The sequence below is a fragment of the Caenimonas aquaedulcis genome (genome assembly GCF_015831345.1).
Lineage (GTDB): Bacteria > Pseudomonadota > Gammaproteobacteria > Burkholderiales > Burkholderiaceae_C > Ramlibacter > Ramlibacter aquaedulcis.
The window spans coordinates 1,544,487-1,559,726 of sequence record NZ_JADWYS010000001.1 but is presented as its reverse complement, the minus strand read 5'-3'; the positions used below and the strand labels follow the sequence as shown (position 1 = coordinate 1,559,726).

16 protein-coding genes are annotated in these 15,240 nt (G+C 68.2%); 10 read left to right on the top strand and 6 right to left on the bottom strand.

Annotated elements, in window-relative coordinates:
- Nucleotides 1-14 precede the first annotated feature (14 nt).
- Genes I5803_RS07535 through I5803_RS07495 form a run of 9 tightly spaced genes read left to right on the top strand, consistent with a single transcriptional unit; the run spans nucleotide 15 to nucleotide 9,556 of the window.
- Nucleotides 15-1,337, top strand: coding sequence for an N-acetyl sugar amidotransferase (locus I5803_RS07535; RefSeq protein WP_196985758.1), 1,323 nt, complete (start codon nucleotides 15-17; stop codon nucleotides 1,335-1,337).
- A 13-nt stretch (nucleotides 1,338-1,350) separates the two neighbouring features.
- Nucleotides 1,351-2,124: an imidazole glycerol phosphate synthase subunit HisF gene (gene hisF / locus I5803_RS07530; protein WP_196985757.1), complete on the top strand. Its 774-nt coding sequence runs from the start codon at nucleotides 1,351-1,353 to the stop codon at nucleotides 2,122-2,124.
- Nucleotides 2,121-2,759, top strand: coding sequence for an imidazole glycerol phosphate synthase subunit HisH (gene hisH / locus I5803_RS07525; RefSeq protein WP_196985756.1), 639 nt, complete (start codon nucleotides 2,121-2,123; stop codon nucleotides 2,757-2,759). The genes hisF and hisH overlap by 4 nt, the downstream gene beginning before the upstream one ends.
- Nucleotides 2,756-3,472: an acylneuraminate cytidylyltransferase family protein gene (locus I5803_RS07520; RefSeq protein WP_196985755.1), complete on the top strand. Its 717-nt coding sequence runs from the start codon at nucleotides 2,756-2,758 to the stop codon at nucleotides 3,470-3,472. The genes hisH and I5803_RS07520 overlap by 4 nt, the downstream gene beginning before the upstream one ends.
- Entirely contained in the window at nucleotides 3,465-4,496 is a 1,032-nt protein-coding gene (gene neuB, locus I5803_RS07515; protein ID WP_354001633.1) for an N-acetylneuraminate synthase, read from the top strand. Before I5803_RS07520 ends, neuB begins: the two co-directional genes overlap by 8 nt.
- A complete protein-coding gene (neuC, locus tag I5803_RS07510) occupies nucleotides 4,493-5,638 on the top strand; it encodes a UDP-N-acetylglucosamine 2-epimerase (protein WP_196985753.1) in 1,146 nt (381 codons plus the stop codon). The genes neuB and neuC overlap by 4 nt, the downstream gene beginning before the upstream one ends.
- An 18-nt stretch (nucleotides 5,639-5,656) precedes the next feature.
- Nucleotides 5,657-6,268, top strand: coding sequence for a NeuD/PglB/VioB family sugar acetyltransferase (locus I5803_RS07505; RefSeq protein ID WP_354001632.1), 612 nt, complete (start codon nucleotides 5,657-5,659; stop codon nucleotides 6,266-6,268).
- Entirely contained in the window at nucleotides 6,265-7,767 is a 1,503-nt protein-coding gene (locus I5803_RS07500) for an aminotransferase class I/II-fold pyridoxal phosphate-dependent enzyme (protein WP_354001631.1), read from the top strand. Before I5803_RS07505 ends, I5803_RS07500 begins: the two co-directional genes overlap by 4 nt.
- A complete protein-coding gene (locus tag I5803_RS07495; protein WP_196985751.1) occupies nucleotides 7,754-9,556 on the top strand; it encodes a polysaccharide biosynthesis protein in 1,803 nt (600 codons plus the stop codon). Before I5803_RS07500 ends, I5803_RS07495 begins: the two co-directional genes overlap by 14 nt.
- Here I5803_RS07495 and I5803_RS07490 read toward each other — a convergent pair.
- Entirely contained in the window at nucleotides 9,553-10,185 is a 633-nt protein-coding gene (locus tag I5803_RS07490) for an LON peptidase substrate-binding domain-containing protein (RefSeq protein ID WP_196985750.1), read from the bottom strand. The genes I5803_RS07495 and I5803_RS07490 overlap by 4 nt on opposite strands.
- A 54-nt stretch (nucleotides 10,186-10,239) precedes the next feature.
- Here I5803_RS07490 and I5803_RS07485 point away from each other — a divergent pair, with 54 nt between their 5' ends.
- A complete protein-coding gene (locus tag I5803_RS07485; RefSeq protein WP_196985749.1) occupies nucleotides 10,240-10,788 on the top strand; it encodes a YggT family protein in 549 nt (182 codons plus the stop codon).
- Here the strand turns inward: I5803_RS07485 and accD are convergent.
- The 5 genes from accD to truA are packed head-to-tail and all read right to left on the bottom strand — an operon-like array spanning nucleotide 10,785 to nucleotide 15,229.
- On the bottom strand, nucleotides 10,785-11,657 hold the full coding sequence (gene accD, locus I5803_RS07480; protein ID WP_196985748.1) for an acetyl-CoA carboxylase, carboxyltransferase subunit beta: 873 nt from the start codon (nucleotides 11,655-11,657) through the stop codon (nucleotides 10,785-10,787). The genes I5803_RS07485 and accD overlap by 4 nt on opposite strands.
- A 24-nt stretch (nucleotides 11,658-11,681) precedes the next feature.
- Nucleotides 11,682-12,491, bottom strand: a complete 810-nt coding sequence (trpA, locus tag I5803_RS07475) for a tryptophan synthase subunit alpha (protein ID WP_196985747.1) — start codon at nucleotides 12,489-12,491, stop codon at nucleotides 11,682-11,684.
- Nucleotides 12,488-13,735 (bottom strand): tryptophan synthase subunit beta, encoded by a 1,248-nt coding sequence (gene trpB, locus I5803_RS07470; protein WP_196985746.1) that lies wholly within the window; start codon nucleotides 13,733-13,735, stop codon nucleotides 12,488-12,490. The genes trpA and trpB overlap by 4 nt, the downstream gene beginning before the upstream one ends.
- Before the next feature lie 7 nt (nucleotides 13,736-13,742).
- A complete protein-coding gene (locus tag I5803_RS07465) occupies nucleotides 13,743-14,450 on the bottom strand; it encodes a phosphoribosylanthranilate isomerase (protein WP_196985745.1) in 708 nt (235 codons plus the stop codon).
- Nucleotides 14,447-15,229 (bottom strand): tRNA pseudouridine(38-40) synthase TruA, encoded by a 783-nt coding sequence (truA, locus tag I5803_RS07460; RefSeq protein WP_196985744.1) that lies wholly within the window; start codon nucleotides 15,227-15,229, stop codon nucleotides 14,447-14,449. The genes I5803_RS07465 and truA overlap by 4 nt, the downstream gene beginning before the upstream one ends.
- Between the last annotated feature and the right edge of the window lie 11 nt (nucleotides 15,230-15,240).

Genomic DNA, 15,240 nt, shown 5'->3' with positions numbered 1-15,240 from the left:
GCTCCCACACACGCATGCCGCTCATTCCCAATCCGAAGCCGGTCGACCTGGCCGCCTTCGATGCTCCCGACGACACCGCCGAAGTCAAGTACGGCCTGCCGCGCTATGTGCATTTCTGCAAGCACTGTGTCATTTCGAACCAGCGGCCGAATTCGGCGGTGGAGTACGAGCACACCAAGGCAAGCAAGAAGGCCACCATCAACTTCGACGAGGAAGGCGTTTGCGACGCGTGCCGCTACGGCGAGCAGAAGCGCGGCACGATCGACTGGAAGGCGCGCGAGGACCAGCTCGCGGCCCTGTGCGACAAGTTCCGCAGCAAGTCGGGCTACGACTGCCTGCTGCCCGGCTCGGGCGGCAAGGACAGCTTCTACGCCTCGCACATCCTCAAGACGCGCTTCGGCATGCATCCGCTCACCTGCACCTGGGCGCCGCACGTCTACACGGAATGGGGCTGGAAGAACTTCCAGTCCTGGCTGCACGCGGGCTTCGACAACTACCTGATGACGCCCAACGGCCGCGCGCACCGGCTGCTCACGCGCCTGGCGGTCGAGAACCTGTTTCATCCATTCCAGGCTTTCATCTTCGGGCAGAAGTCGCTGGCGCCCAAAATGGCCGTGCTGCACGACATCCCCTTCGTCGTCTACGGAGAAAACGAAGCCGAATACGGCAACCCGATCGGCGACACGTCCAGCGCCAGGCGCGACTGGTCGTACTTCACCTCCTCGGACAAGTCGAAGATCTACCTGGGTGGCACCTCCATGGCGAGCCTGGTGAACGATTACGGGCTGGACGAGCAGGACCTGCTGCCTTACCTGCCGGCAGACCCCGCGCAGATCGAGAAGAAGCAGGTCGAGGTGCACTACCTGGGCTACTACCTCAAGTGGCATCCGCAAAGCTGCTACTACTATGCGGTCGAGCACGGCGGCTTCGAGGCTTCCCCCGAGCGCACGCCCGGCACCTACAGCAAGTACAACAGCATTGACGACCGCATCGACGACTTCCACTACTACACGACCTTCACCAAGTTCGGCATCGGCCGCGCCACCTACGACGCCGCGCAGGAAATCCGCTCGGGCGACATCGACCGGGACGAGGGCGTCGCGCTGGTGCGCCGCTACGACGGCGAATTTCCGGAGCGCTTCGCCGAGGAAATCTTCCGCTACCTGAGCATCAACCCCAAGGAATTCCCCAAGGCGTCGAAGATGTTCGAGTCGCCGGTCATGGACCGCGATTACTTCATGCGGCTCGCGGACAACTTCCGCTCGCCTCACCTGTGGAAGCGCGAAGGCGGCCAGTGGAAGCTGCGCCACACGGTGTGGCAAGAGCCGACCGCCTGACCGGGAGCCGCCAATGAGCCATGTCCGGATCATCGCCAGGCTGGACATCAAGGGTCCGAACCTCATCAAGGGCATCCACCTCGAGGGCCTTCGCGTGGTGGGCGACCCGCACGAGCACGCGCTGCGCTACTACAGCGAAGGCGCGGACGAGCTGCTCTTCATCGACATCGTCGCGAGCCTCTACCAGCGCAACAACCTGTCTGACATCATCAAGCGCACGGCCGACCGCATCTACGTGCCGATCACGGTGGGCGGCGGCATCCGTTCGCTGGACGACGTGAGCAAGATGATGCACTCCGGCGCCGACAAGGTGGCGATCAACACGGCCGCGATCGCGCGGCCCGAATTGATCGGGGAGGTCGCGCGGCGCTACGGCTCGCAATGCATGGTGCTCGGCATCGAGGCCAAGCGCACCGCGCCGGGCAAGTGGGAGGCCTATACCGACAACGGCCGCGAGCGCACGGGGCAGGACGTCGTCGAGTGGGCACGACGCGCCGTCGACATGGGGGCAGGGGAGATCCTGCTGACGTCCGTGGACCAGGAAGGCACGCGCAAGGGGTTCGACATCCCGCTGGTGCAGCAGGTGTGCGATGCGGTGAACGTGCCGGTGACGGCCAGCGGCGGCTTCGGCCGCGCCGAGGATCTCGCGGCGGTGGGCGCGACGGGCGTCTCCGGCATTGCCATTGCCGATGCGCTGCACTGGAAGCGCATGTCGCTCATCGACATCAAGGCGGCAGCGGCAGCCGCGGGGCTCGACGTGCGGCCGATCGCGGGGAGCCCGGCATGAGCATTCCCGTCACGGTCCTCGATTACGGCATCGGCAACCAGCTGAACATGCTGCGTGCGCTCGAGCATTGCGGTGCGGCGGTGAAGGTGGTGCAGAAGGCATCGGCCGCCGACCTGGATGCCGACCGGCTCGTGCTTCCCGGCGTCGGCGCGTTCGGCGACGGCATGACGGAGCTGCGCGCACGCGGCTTCGACGATCTCGTGAAGCGCTTCGCCCAGACGGGGCGGCCCTTCCTGGGCATCTGCGTGGGCATGCAGGTGATGTTCGAGGCGAGCGAGGAGATGGGTGAGCATGAAGGGCTGGGCCTGCTCGCCGGGCGGGTGCGCGCGGTGCCGGCCACCGGCGCGGACGGCAAGCCGCATCGCATTCCGCATATCGGCTGGCGGCCGCTGCAGGCGACGTCGGCGTGGGAAGGTTCCATCCTTGCCGACGTGCAGCCGAAGGAGCGCGTCTACTTCGTCCATTCCTTCGCTGCGCACCCTTCTCGTGACGGCGTGGAACTCGCGCATGCGGATTACGACGGCGTGCCGGTCTGCGCGTCGGTGCGGCAGGACAACCTGCACGGTTGCCAGTTCCATCCCGAGCGCAGCGCTGAGACGGGGCTCAGCGTCCTGCGCCGTTTCCTCAAGCTATGAGCACCGGCCGCACCATTGCCACCATCTGTGCCCGGGGCGGCAGCAAGGGCCTGCCCGGCAAGAACATCCGCGAGTTCGCGGGCCGGCCGCTGATCGCCCACACCATCGCGCAGGCGCTTGCTTGCGAGGCCCTCGCGGGCGTCTATGTATCCACCGATGACGAGCGCATTGCCCAGGCAGCGCGCGCGGCGGGCGCCACGGTGCCCTACCTGCGGCCCGCAGAACTCGCCACGGACCAGGCGGGCAAGCTGCCGGTGATCGAACACATGGTCGCCCACCTGGAGCAGCAGGGCATCGCGATAGACCGCATCGTGGACCTGCAGCCGACTTCGCCGCTGCGGGAAAGCAGCGACATCGCTGCGGCCCTGAAGGAGGGGCCCGGTGCGCAGCTGGTCGTGAGTGTCACCGAGGCGCACGACAACCCTTACTTCAACCTCGTGGAGCAGGGCGCCGATGGCCTCGTGCGCCTGTCCAAGGGGAACGGTGCGGCGCGCCGGCAGGACCTGCCCGCCGTTTACGCGCTCAATGGCTCGATCTACGTGTGGCAACGCGCGGCCTTGGCGCATGCGGCCATGCATGGCTTGTGGAGCGTAGGCGTCGCGCCTTACGTCATGCCGCGCTGGAAGTCGGTGGACATCGACACGCTCGAGGATTTCGAATACGCCGAGTGGCTGCATGCGCGGCACTTCGGCCAGGGAGCGCCACGTGGCTGAACATGTGTTCGTGATCGCGGAAGCCGGCGTCAACCACAACGGCGACCTCGCGATGGCCCTGCGCCTGTGCGATGCCGCCAAGGCCACCGGTTCGGACGCGGTGAAGTTCCAGACCTTTCGCGCGCAGGACCTCGTGGTTCCCGGCGCACCCACTGCCCAATACCAGGCGCGCGAGACCGGCCAGCAGGACCAGTTCGCGATGCTCCAGCAACTCGAGTTGTCGGTGGAGCAGCACCGGGCGATCAAGGCGCACTGCGAAAAGATCGGCATCGAGTTCTTCTCGACACCGTTCTCGGTGGACGCGGTCGACATGCTGGTGACGCTGGGCGTGCGGCGCATCAAGCTGTCCTCGGGCGAACTCACGCATCGCGCGCTCGTCGAGCGGGCCGCCGCGGCGCAGTTGCCGCTGCTGGTGTCCACCGGCATGGGAACGATGGAGGAGATCCGCGAGGCGCTGGGCTGGATCGCGGGCGCGCGCGGTTCGCTGCGCGACGTCACGGTGCTCCATTGCACGTCCGCCTACCCGGCGCCCGACAACGCGCTCAACCTGCGCGCGATGCAGTCCATGGCGCGGGACCTCGACGTCGCGGTCGGCTACTCCGACCACAGCCTCGGCATCGAGGCGACCCTCGCCGCGGTGGCACTCGGCGCATCCGTGATCGAGAAGCACCTCACGCTGGATCGCACCCTGCCCGGCCCCGACCACAGCGCGTCGCTGGAGCAGGCGGAGTTCACCACCATGGTCGCGGGCATCCGGCGCGTGAGCGCGATGCTGGGCGATGGCGTCAAGGCGCCGACGCCCGAGGAGCGGGATACTGCGCGCGTCGCACGCCGCAGCGTGGCGGCCGCCGTCGACATCGCGGCCGGCACCGTCATCACGGACGCCATGCTGATGTGCCGCCGACCCGCCACCGGGATCGCGCCGGCCGACCTGCAGAAGGTCGTCGGCACGAAGGCGCGCACCCCGATCGCAGCGGGTACCGTGTTGACGTGGGAGCAGTTGCAAGGCGGGCGTCCGACATGAGCGAAACGGCCACGCGGCGCATCGTCTATCTCTCCGGCACGCGAGCCGACTTCGGCCTCATGCAGTCCACCCTGCAGCGCATCGCCGCGACGCCGGGGCTGGCGGTGCAGGTCGCCGTGACGGGCACGCACCTGAGCAAGGCGCACGGCGAGACGATCACCGAGATTCGCGCGAGCGGGCTGCCCGTCTGCGCGGAGATCCCGGTGGATGTCTCGACGCGCACGCCGCGCACCATGTCGCTGGCCATTGCCGAGGTGTTGCGCGGCATGACGGAACTGCTCGATCGCGAGCGCCCGGATGTCCTGCTGCTGCTCGGCGACCGCGGCGAAATGCTCGCGGGTGCGGTCGCGGCCCTGCACCTCGGCGTGCCGTGCGTGCATGTGCACGGCGGCGAGTTGTCGGGCACCGTGGACGAGCCGGTGCGCCACGCGATCAGCAAGCTCGCCGCCTATCACTTCGTCGCGACGGCAGGCTCACGCGAGCGGCTGCTGCGCATGGGCGAGGCGGAACCCCGAATCTTCGTCACGGGCGCGCCCGGGCTGGACGGCCTCGCGGAGCTGGGCAACATGTCGCGTGAAGAGTGCGCGCGCGCGCTGGGACTGACCGGCACGGGCCCGTTCGTGCTCGCGCTTTTCCATCCGGTCGTGCAACAGGCCGGCGAGGCCCGCACGCAGACCCTCGCGCTGATCGAAGCGCTTGGCAGGCTGGCACTCCCCGTGGTCTGGCTGGAACCGAATGCCGATGCGGGATCGCTCGAGATCCTCGCGGCGCTGGACGAATCCCCCCTGCCGCCGGGATCGAAGCGCTTGCGCCATGTGGCCCGGCCGCTCTATGCGTCCGCGTTGCGCCATTGCGCGGTGCTGGCAGGGAACTCGTCGTCCGGCATCATCGAAGCAGCGTCGTTCGGCACGCCGGTCGTGAACATCGGGGACCGCCAGCGGCTGCGCGAACGCAATCCCAATGTGACGGACGCCCCGCCTGAGGCGCAGGCGATGGAGACTGCGTTGCGCGCGGCCGTCGCGCACGGGCGGTGGCCGTGTGAAAATCTCTGGGGAGACGGGCATGCGGGCGAGCGCATCGCGCAACTGCTGGCGACGCTGCCGCTGCAGCCCGGTTTGCTCGAAAAAATCAACTCTTACTGAAACGGGAACAGGCCAGGCGTGTCGACGTTGCTGATTCTGGGTGCGGGCGGCCATGGCCGCGTGGTGGCCGATGCCGCGGTGGCATCGGGCGCATGGACGCGCGTGATCGCGTCCGACCGGGATCCGGGACGTTGCACGGGGGAGTTGCTGCCCGGGGTCGCGCTGATGCCGCTCGACCAGGCGCTTGGCCTCGCGGGCGCGGTGCATGTCGCGATCGGCCAGGCGGCGGCGCGCGAGCGCGAAGTGAAGTCCCTGCCCGCGGGCAAGCTCGCGAGCGTGGTGCATCCGCGCGCCAGCGTTTCGGCACACGCGCAAGTGGCGCCTGGGTGCTTCATCGCGGCGCAGGCCGTGGTCGCGCCGCGCGCTGTGCTGGGCGCCTCGGTGATCGTCAATCATGGCGCCGTGGTGGACCACGACGTCGAGGTGGGCGACTATTCGCACGTGGCGCCGCTCACGGCGCTCGGCGGCGCGGCGCGCATCGGCCGCGCGGTCCTGGTCGGCAGCGGCACGAACGTGCTGCCGGGCAAGCGCGTGCGGGACGGCATCGTGATCGGTTCGGGCGCGGCGGTGGTCGATGACCTCGCCGAACCCGGTGTGTATGCGGGCGTGCCTGCAAGGAGGATCAAGTGACGGCTGACGAATTCGCGGCGCTGTGCGTGCCCGCAAGCTGCACGCTGCATGATGCGCTGGCGCGTCTGAACGACACCGGCCGCGGCGTGCTGCTGGTGCTGCATCCCGATGGCCGGCTTCGCCGCACCCTGACCGATGGCGACCTGCGCCGCGCCGCGCTGGCCCATGTGCGCGACACGGAGCGCATCGAGGCGCTGCCCGAACATCCGCCGATCACCATCGGCACGGACGCCACGATGCCTGCCGGGCTCGCCGTGCTGGACAGGCACCAGATCGACCACCTGCCCATCGTCGACGCGGATGGGCGTGCGGTGGACGTGATGTTCCGCCGCGAACTGTCGCAGCGCATCTGGCTGTCTTCCCCGCACCTCGGTGAAGAGGAAACCGCGTTCGTCGAGGACGCCTTCCGCACCAACTGGATCGCGCCGCTCGGCCCGCACGTGGACGGCTTCGAGCGCGACCTGGCTTCGTACGCGGGTGTGGGCCATGCGGCGGCGGTGAGCTCCGGGACCGCGGCCATCCACCTCGCCTTGCTGCTGCTGGGCGTCGAGCGCGGCGACACGGTCTTCTGCTCGTCGCTGACCTTCGTCGGCAGTTGCAACCCCATCCTGTACTGCGGCGCGCAGCCGGTCTTCATCGACTCCGAGCCGCAGACCTGGAACATGTCGCCTTCCGCGCTGGAGCGCGCCTTCGCGTGGGCGAAGCAGGAGGGCCGCATGCCGCGCTGCGTCGTGGTGGTCAACCTCTACGGCCAGAGCGCGGACATGGACGCGATCCTGCCGATCTGCCAGCGCTATGGCGTGCCCGTGCTGGAGGACGCCGCCGAGTCGCTGGGCGCGCTGTACAAGGGGCGCGCCAGCGGCAGCTTCGGCCGCATCGGCGTGTTTTCCTTCAACGGCAACAAGATCATCACCACCTCCGGCGGCGGCATGCTCGTCGCGGACGACGAAGCCCTCGTGCAGCGCGCGCGCAAGCTTGCGACCCAGGCGCGTGAACCCGCGGCGCACTACGAACACGTGGAGGTGGGCTTCAACTACCGGATGAGCAACGTCCTTGCCGGCATCGGCCGCGGCCAGCTTAAAGTGCTGGAGCAGCGCGTGGCGCAGCGCCGCCAGGTGTTCGAGACCTATCGCAAGGAATTGGCCGGTCACACGCAGCTGCACTGGATGCCCGAGCCCGCGGGCGACAGGTCCACGCGCTGGCTCACCTGCTTCACGCTCGACGGCCCGCATGCGTCCGTCAAGCGGGACCTTGTCCTGCGCTACCTGGAGCGGCATTCGATCGAGGCGCGGCCCGTGTGGAAGCCCATGCACCAGCAGCCGCTCTTTCGCGGCGCGCCGTACTTCGCGCACGAGGGGGGCGACCTGTCGGGCTCGCTCTTCGACGCGGGGATCTGCCTGCCGTCCGGCTCCAACATGACGGACGAGCAGCAGGCACGCGTGATCGAGCAGCTGCGCCGCGCACTCGCCCTCGCAGAGGACACGCGTGCGGCTGCCTAGGAACACGCTGGTCCTGCTGGTCGCCGATCTCGCGCTGGTCCTCGTCGCGGGATGGGCCGCGTTCTGGCTGCGTTTCAATTTCGACATCCCGCCCGAATTCGACCGGCTCGCGCTGCTCGCGAGCCCGTGGTCGGTGCTGGCCTACGGTGTCGGCCTGTCGATGGCGCGCGTGTACCGGCAGGTGTGGAGCTACATCGGCTTGCCGGAGCTGCGGCAGCTCGCCACCGGCATCATGCTCGGCGGCCTGCTGACCAGCGCGCTGATCCTGATGCAGCGCATCCCCAGCTTCCCGCGTTCGGTCCTGCTGCTTCAGCCGCTGATCGCGCTGGTGCTGCTCGGCGCGGCGCGCGCAGGCTGGCGGACCTTCGTGGAGCGCCGCACGCTCGGGCACGGCGGGCGGCGCCTGCTGATCATGGGCTCGCTGCAGGACGCCGCCGATGCGCTGCGCGCGCTCAAGGGCTCCGCGCAGTGGCAACCCGTGGGCATCGTCTCGCCGATTGCCGGCGAGGCGGGCCGCTCGCTCCAGAACATCCGCGTCCTGGGGCACACCTCGGACATCGCGCATATCGCGGAATCCGAAGAGGCTGCGGCAGCGCTCGTCGCGAGTCCGGCGGGCTCCGAGGAACGCCGCGAAGCGCTCATGAATGGCGCCGGCTCCCGGCTCGCGCTCCTCACGATGCCCCGTCCCGACGAGTGGCTGAAAACGGAAAGCGCCGGTCCCCGCCGGATCGAGCTCGAGGACCTGCTGGGGCGCACGCCCGTGCAGCTCGACGTCGCGGGCCTGGGGGACATGCTGTCCGGGCAGACGGTCCTGGTCACCGGCGCCGGCGGCTCGATCGGCTCGGAGTTGTGCCGCCAGGCCGCGCGCTTCGGCGTGGGCCGGCTCGTGTGCGTGGACGTCTCGGAGTACGCCATCTACCAGCTCGAACAGGAAATGCGGCAGACGCATCCCCAGATGCAGGGCCTGTATTACACGGCGAACGTGCGCGAGCTGGACCGGCTGCGCGCGATCGCCATGAAGCACAAGCCGGCCGTGGTGCTGCACGCCGCGGCCTACAAGCACGTGCCGCTGATGGAGGAACTCAACGAGATCGAGGCCTTGCGAACCAACGTGATCGGGACCTTGCATGCGGCGCGGGTGGCGGGCGAGTGCGGCGCGCGCCGCTTCGTCATGATCTCCACCGACAAGGCCGTGAACCCCACCAACGTGATGGGCTCGAGCAAGCGCCTCGCGGAATTGATGGTGCAGGGCGTGGCGGCCGAACACGCGGGCACGCAGTACGTGTCCGTGCGCTTCGGCAACGTGCTGGGCTCCAGCGGTTCGGTCGTGCCGCTCTTCACCAAGCAGATCGCGCGCGGAGGTCCCGTCACCGTCACGCACCCGGAGATCGTGCGCTACTTCATGACGATTCCCGAGGCCGCGCAGCTCGTCCTGCAGGCGGGACTCATGGGCCGGTCGGGGCAGATCTTCGTGCTGGACATGGGTGAGCCCGTGAAGATCGTCGAGCTCGCCCGCATGCTGATCCGCCTCTCGGGCAAGACGGAGCAGGAGATCCCCATCAGCTATTCGGGCCTGCGGCCGGGCGAGAAACTGTACGAGGAACTGCTCGCGGACGACGAGACGACGGAGCCGACGCCGCACCCCAAACTGCGCGTCGCGAAAACTTCGGGCCAGTTGCCCGACATCGAAGCGGTGCGCGCATGGATCGGCGACGCGGGCGCATGGCCGTCCAGCGAAGAACTGCGCGCGTGGCTGCGCACGCAAGTGCCGGAGTACTCGCCGCGCTAGGTCGCGATGCCCGTGCGCGCGAGCACGTCGCTCACGAGTTCGAGCCGCACCAGCGGGTTGTCCAGTTCCATCATCCGCTGCTTGAGCGGCGTGGGCAGCGGCAGCAGCTCGCACCAGCGGTTGGCCACCCATCCGCAGTTTTCGAGCTGGAAGGGGCCCTGCAGCGGCATCTGACCGTCGCTGGGCGTTTTTTCCTCCAGGGACTGGATCAGTTTGCCGAGGGCGGTGGCGGTGAACTTGAGGTCCTCGGGGATGGGGACCGCCATGTCCGCCGGCAGCCGCTCCACGTCGGCGACCCACAGGCCGTGTTTGAGCTGGTCGCTCGACGTGATGCGAAACCGCTGGGCGCCGCTCGCGCGGATCATCATGAGGCCCGGACGCGGATTGTCCAGTTCGTCGATGGTGGCGAGGGTCCCGACGTGCGAGAAGGCTTCGCTGACGCTCGGGTGGCGCACTTCGCCGCCCTGCGTCAGCAGCACCACGCCGAAAGGCGCGCCGGCCTTGTGGCAGCGCGCGATCATGTCGAGGTAGCGGACTTCGAAGATGCGCAGCGGCAGGACGCCGCCGGGGAACAGAACGGTACCCAGGGGGAAGAGGGGCAGCGACTGCAGGGTCAGGGCAGGGGACACGTGGTTTTCCGGTTTCTGCCCGCTATCATCCCACGACCCACAGCGCCCCGCCCCATGGCCTACCAAATCCTTTCCTTCCTCCTGGACGTCGCTGCAGGCCTGCTCGGCGGCGCCTGCCTGCTGCGCATGTACATGCAGTACCAGCGCGTCCCGTTCGGCAATCCGGTCGGCCGTTTCGTGTTCGCGCTCACCGACTGGCTGGTGCTGCCGCTGCGCAAGATCCTGCCGGCCATCGGCCGCATCGATACCGCCAGCGTCGTGGCCGTCTTCCTCGTGGAGCTCGCGCAGTTCAGCCTGCTGTGGCTGCTGACGGGCCGTCTCACGGGCTACGAAGTGATCCCGCTGCTCGCGGTGTTCGGGGTGCTGAGGCTGGTGATTTCAGCGCTCACGGGGCTGGTGATCGTCTACGCGGTGCTGTCGTGGATCCAGGCGGATTCGCCGGTGGTCGACATCATCGACCGCCTGTGCGCGCCCCTGCTGCGCCCCTGGCGCAAGCTGATCCCGCTGGTGGGCGGCATCGACCTGTCGCCGCTCGCGTTCCTGGTCGCGCTGCAGGTGGCGGCGATCGTGCTGGCGTACCTGCAGGCCGCTGTGTTGCGCTAGCCGACCGAGTCGGCGGGCTGGCGCTGGAGCATGGCCAGCGCGTGCGAGACGGTCTTGCGCAGCTCCCGCCGGTCGCAGATGAAATCCACCGCACCCTTGGTCTGCAGGAACTCCGCGCGCTGGAAGCCTTCCGGCAGGGTGACGCGCACGGTCGATTCGATCACGCGCGGCCCCGCGAAACCGATCAGCGCCTTGGGTTCCGCGATCACGATGTCGCCCACGAAGGCGAAGCCCGCGCTCACGCCGCCCATGGTCGGGTCGGTCAGCACGCTGATGTAAGGCAGGCCCTTCTTCGCGAGCCGCGTCAGCGCGGCGTTGGTCTTGGCCATCTGCATGAGGGACAGCAGGCCCTCCTGCATCCGCGCGCCGCCGGTGGCGGTGAAGCAGATGAAGGGCACCTTCTGCTCGATGGCCGCGTGGACGCCGCGCACGAAGCGCTCGCCCACGACGCTGCCCATGCTGCCGCCCATGAAGTCGAATTCGAACGCGGCCGCGACCACGCTGACGCTTTGCACGGCGCCACCCATCACGACCAGCGCGTCGGTCTCGCCGGTGTTTTCCAGGGCTTCCTTCAGGCGCTCGGGGTACTTGCGGCTGTCCTTGAACTTGAGTGCATCGACCGGCAGCACTTCCTGGCCGATCTCGTAGCGGCCTTCGGCGTCGAGGAAGCCGTTCAGGCGCGCGCGGGCGCCCATCCGGTGGTGGTGGCCGCAGGTCGGGCAGACGTTCTGGTTCTGCTCGAGGTCCGTCTTGTAGAGGACGCTCTCGCAGCTCGGGCACTTGATCCACAGGCCCTCGGGCACCTGGCGGCGCTCGGCCGGGTCGGTCTGTTGGATCTTGGGGGGGAGTAGTTTTTCGAGCCAGCTCATCGTGTTTGTTCGCTCCTTGGCGGATTATGCGTCGAGTGCCGCGCGGATTTCGCCGAGGAAATCCGACACCGCGCCCACCACCTTGTCGCGCGGCTGGGCTTCGGCGACCTGGATGAGCCGGGTGCCGATCACCACCGCGTCAGCGACCTTGCCGACGGCCTTGGCGGTGGCCGCGTCGCGGATTCCGAAACCCACGCCCACGGGGACTTTCACATGCCGGCGGATGCGCGGCAGCATCTGTTCGACCGCGCCCGTGTCCAGGTGGCCCGCACCCGTCACTCCCTTGAGTGAAACGTAGTACACGTAGCCGGTGGCGATGCGGGCGACCTGGCCCATCCGCGCGTCCGTGCTCGTCGGCGCCAGCAGGAAGATCAGGTCTAGGCCCTGGGCTTTCAGCTTCGCAGCGAATTCCTCGCACTCTTCGGGCGGGTAGTCCACGATCAGGACGCCATCGACCCCTGCCGCGGCCGCATCGCGGATGAACGCGTCGGCGCCGTGCATGAGGTCGTAGCGCTCCACCGGGTTGGCATAGCCCATCAGGACGACGGGCGTCTTGTCGTCGCGTTCGCGGAATTGGCTGACCATCTGCAGTACCTGGACGGTGCCGATGCCCAGGGCCAGTGCCTGCTCGCCCGCCTTCTGGATGACAGGGCCGTCCGCCATGGGGTCGGAGAAGGGCACGCCCAGCTCGATCACGTCGGCGCCGCCGCGCACCATGCCGTGCATCAGCTCCGGCGTGACATCGGCGAAGGGGAAGCCGGCGGTCATGTAGGGTATGAGCGCCTTGCGGCCGCGCGCCTTCAGCGCCTCGAACGTGGCTGCGATGCGGCTCATGACTTTCCGCCCTTCACCTGCAGGCCGCGCATCGAAGGGCGGTCGTAGAAATCGACGCCGGCGAGGTCCGCCACGGTACCGATGTCCTTGTCGCCGCGCCCGGAGAGGTTCACGAGGATGCTCTGCGTGGGCTTCATCGTCTTCGCGAGCTTCATGGCGTACGCGATGGCGTGACTGGATTCGAGCGCGGGGATGATGCCTTCGGTGCGGCACAGGTAGTGGAACGCCTCGAGCGCCTCCTGGTCGGTGATGCCCACGTACTCCGCACGGCCGATGTCCTTGAGCCACGCGTGCTCAGGGCCGACGCCGGGATAGTCCAGGCCCGCGCTCACGCTGTGCGTTTCGGTGATCTGGCCGTTCTCGTCCTGCAGGATGTAGGTGCGGTTGCCGTGCAGGACGCCGGGGCTGCCGCGTTGCAGGGACGCGGAGTGCTTGCCGCTTTCCAGGCCTTCGCCTGCGGCTTCGACACCGACCAGCCGCGTGTTCACATGATTGATGTAGGGATAGAAGATGCCCATGGCGTTGCTGCCGCCGCCGACGCACGCCACCACGACGTCCGGCTGCCCGCCGGCGATCTCGGGCATCTGCGACAGGCACTCGTTGCCGATGACGCTCTGGAAGTCGCGCACCATCATCGGGTAGGGATGAGGGCCAGCCACCGTGCCGATGATGTAGAAGGTGTTCTCGACGTTCGTGACCCAGTCGCGCATCGCCTCGTTCAGTGCGTCCTTCAGCGTCTTGCTGCCGGACTCCACCGGCACGACACGCGCGCCGAGCAGGTTCATGCGGTAGACGTTCGGGCTCTGCCGCTTCACGTCGGCGCTGCCCATGTAGACGACGCATTCCAGCCCGTAGCGCGCGCAGATGGTGGCCGTGGCCACGCCGTGCTGGCCCGCGCCGGTTTCCGCGATCACGCGGGGCTTGCCCATGCGCCGCGCGAGCATCGCCTGGCCGATCACGTTGTTGATCTTGTGGGCGCCCGTGTGGTTCAGGTCCTCGCGCTTGAGGTAGATCTGCGCGCCACCCTGCTCGAGGCTCATGCGCGCCGCGTGGTAGACCGGCGAGGGCCGCCCCACGAAGTGCTTGAGCTCGCTTGCGAACTCCGCGAGGAACTGCGGATCATGCTGGTAGCGCGCGTACGCCTCGCGCAGTTCGTTGATGGCGTGGGTCAGCGTCTCGCTGACGAAGCTGCCGCCGTACTTTCCGAAGTGGCCGGTCGGATCCGGTTGTTGGTAGCTGGACATGGGTCCCTCATGCAGGAAGCTTGTCGGCGGCACGCACGGCCGCGACGAAGCGATGGATCTTTTCCGGGTCCTTGATGCCCTTGCGGGTGCCGTCCCCGTCGGACACCTCGACCCCGGAGCTCACATCGACGGCCAGCGACTTACAGCGCGGCCGCACCTGCACGATGCCATCGGTCACGTTTGCAGGCGTCAACCCACCAGACAAGACGAGGCGAGCGTTGACGTTTGGAGGAAGGCGTGACCAATCGAAGGCTTTCCCGCCGCCGCCGTATCCCTCGACGTGGGCGTCGAGCAGGAGGGCTTGGGCATGTGGATATTGAGCCGCGAATTTTAACAAGTCGAAGGGTTCGGTGGACTGCAGAGGTATGCGGGCCGCGCGCAGGTAGGGACGCAGTCCGCCGGACGTGGCCGCGTCGCATTGCGCAGGCGATTCGTCGCCGTGGAACTGCAGGGTGGCGTGGGGCAGCTGGGTGCAGGCCTGCGCGATGCGCTCCGGCGACTCGTTCACGAAGAGGAGCACCGGCGTGACGAACGGTGGAAGCCGCCGCGCGAGTTCGGCGGCCCGCTGGGGCGAGACGCAGCGCGGGCTGTGCGCATACATGACGAAGCCGACCGCATCCGCGCCGGCATCGACTGCGGCATCGACGTCCTGCTCGCGCGTCAGCCCGCAGATCTTGATGCGGGTGCGTGAAGGTGTCGTGGAGGCTGCGCTCATGGCAGCCAATCATAAGCAGGCGTGCGGGTGGGCAGGTTCCACTCGGCCCCATAGACCGGCCCCAGGAAATACAGGCCGTCGGGCGAGAACGTCGGCGAGGCCGCGTCCCGGTCGCGCGCCTCGAGCACCCCGCCCATCCAGGACGCCGGCTGTTGGCCCTGGCCCACGACGAGCAGTGAACCTATGATGTTGCGGATCATGTGGTGCAGGAAGGCGTCCGCTTCGAAATCGAAGCGCCAGTACGCGCCGCGCCTGGCGATGGCTATGCGCATCATGGTCTTGACGGGCGAGCGCGCCTGGCATCCGGAGGCGCGGAACGAGGTGAAGTCGTGCTGCCCCAGCAGGAAGGCGGCTGCCTCCTGCATGGCATCGAGGCGCAGGGGGCGGAACACCCAGCCGACGCGGCCCGCGTCCACGCTGGGACGCACCGCCGACTCGCGCACCACGTATGCGTAACGCCGGGACGTGGCGGACGCCCGGGAATGGAAGGCATCAGGGACCGGGCGAGCCCATTCGACCGCGATGTCGGGCGGCAGGAACCGATTGGTGCCGCGCACCCAGGAAAACTCCTCGCGCTGCAGTTCGGTGTCGAAGTGGACGACCTGCATCAGGCCGTGCACGCCCGAATCCGTGCGGCCCGCGCAGACGGTGGAGACGTCCTGCGCCGTGAATTGGGAAAGGGCGGATTCCAGCTTGTCCTGGACGGTGCGCCCCGAAGGCTGGCTTTGCCAGCCTTCGTAGGCTTGTCCGAGGTAGCTGATACCCAGCGCCAGCCTCATGGGCAGGCCTT

Coding starts and splice junctions, on each gene's coding strand:
- I5803_RS07485 (WP_196985749.1), top strand. CDS start 10,240: ATGGCCTACCAAATCCTTTCCTTCCTCCTGGACGTCGCTGCAGGCCTG.
- hisF (WP_196985757.1), top strand. CDS start 1,351: ATGAGCCATGTCCGGATCATCGCCAGGCTGGACATCAAGGGTCCGAAC.
- hisH (WP_196985756.1), top strand. CDS start 2,121: ATGAGCATTCCCGTCACGGTCCTCGATTACGGCATCGGCAACCAGCTG.
- trpA (WP_196985747.1), bottom strand. CDS start 12,491: ATGAGCCGCATCGCAGCCACGTTCGAGGCGCTGAAGGCGCGCGGCCGC.
- truA (WP_196985744.1), bottom strand. CDS start 15,229: ATGAGGCTGGCGCTGGGTATCAGCTACCTCGGACAAGCCTACGAAGGC.
- I5803_RS07520 (WP_196985755.1), top strand. CDS start 2,756: ATGAGCACCGGCCGCACCATTGCCACCATCTGTGCCCGGGGCGGCAGC.
- neuC (WP_196985753.1), top strand. CDS start 4,493: ATGAGCGAAACGGCCACGCGGCGCATCGTCTATCTCTCCGGCACGCGA.
- trpB (WP_196985746.1), bottom strand. CDS start 13,735: ATGTCCAGCTACCAACAACCGGATCCGACCGGCCACTTCGGAAAGTAC.
- I5803_RS07465 (WP_196985745.1), bottom strand. CDS start 14,450: ATGAGCGCAGCCTCCACGACACCTTCACGCACCCGCATCAAGATCTGC.
- accD (WP_196985748.1), bottom strand. CDS start 11,657: ATGAGCTGGCTCGAAAAACTACTCCCCCCCAAGATCCAACAGACCGAC.
- I5803_RS07535 (WP_196985758.1), top strand. CDS start 15: ATGCCGCTCATTCCCAATCCGAAGCCGGTCGACCTGGCCGCCTTCGAT.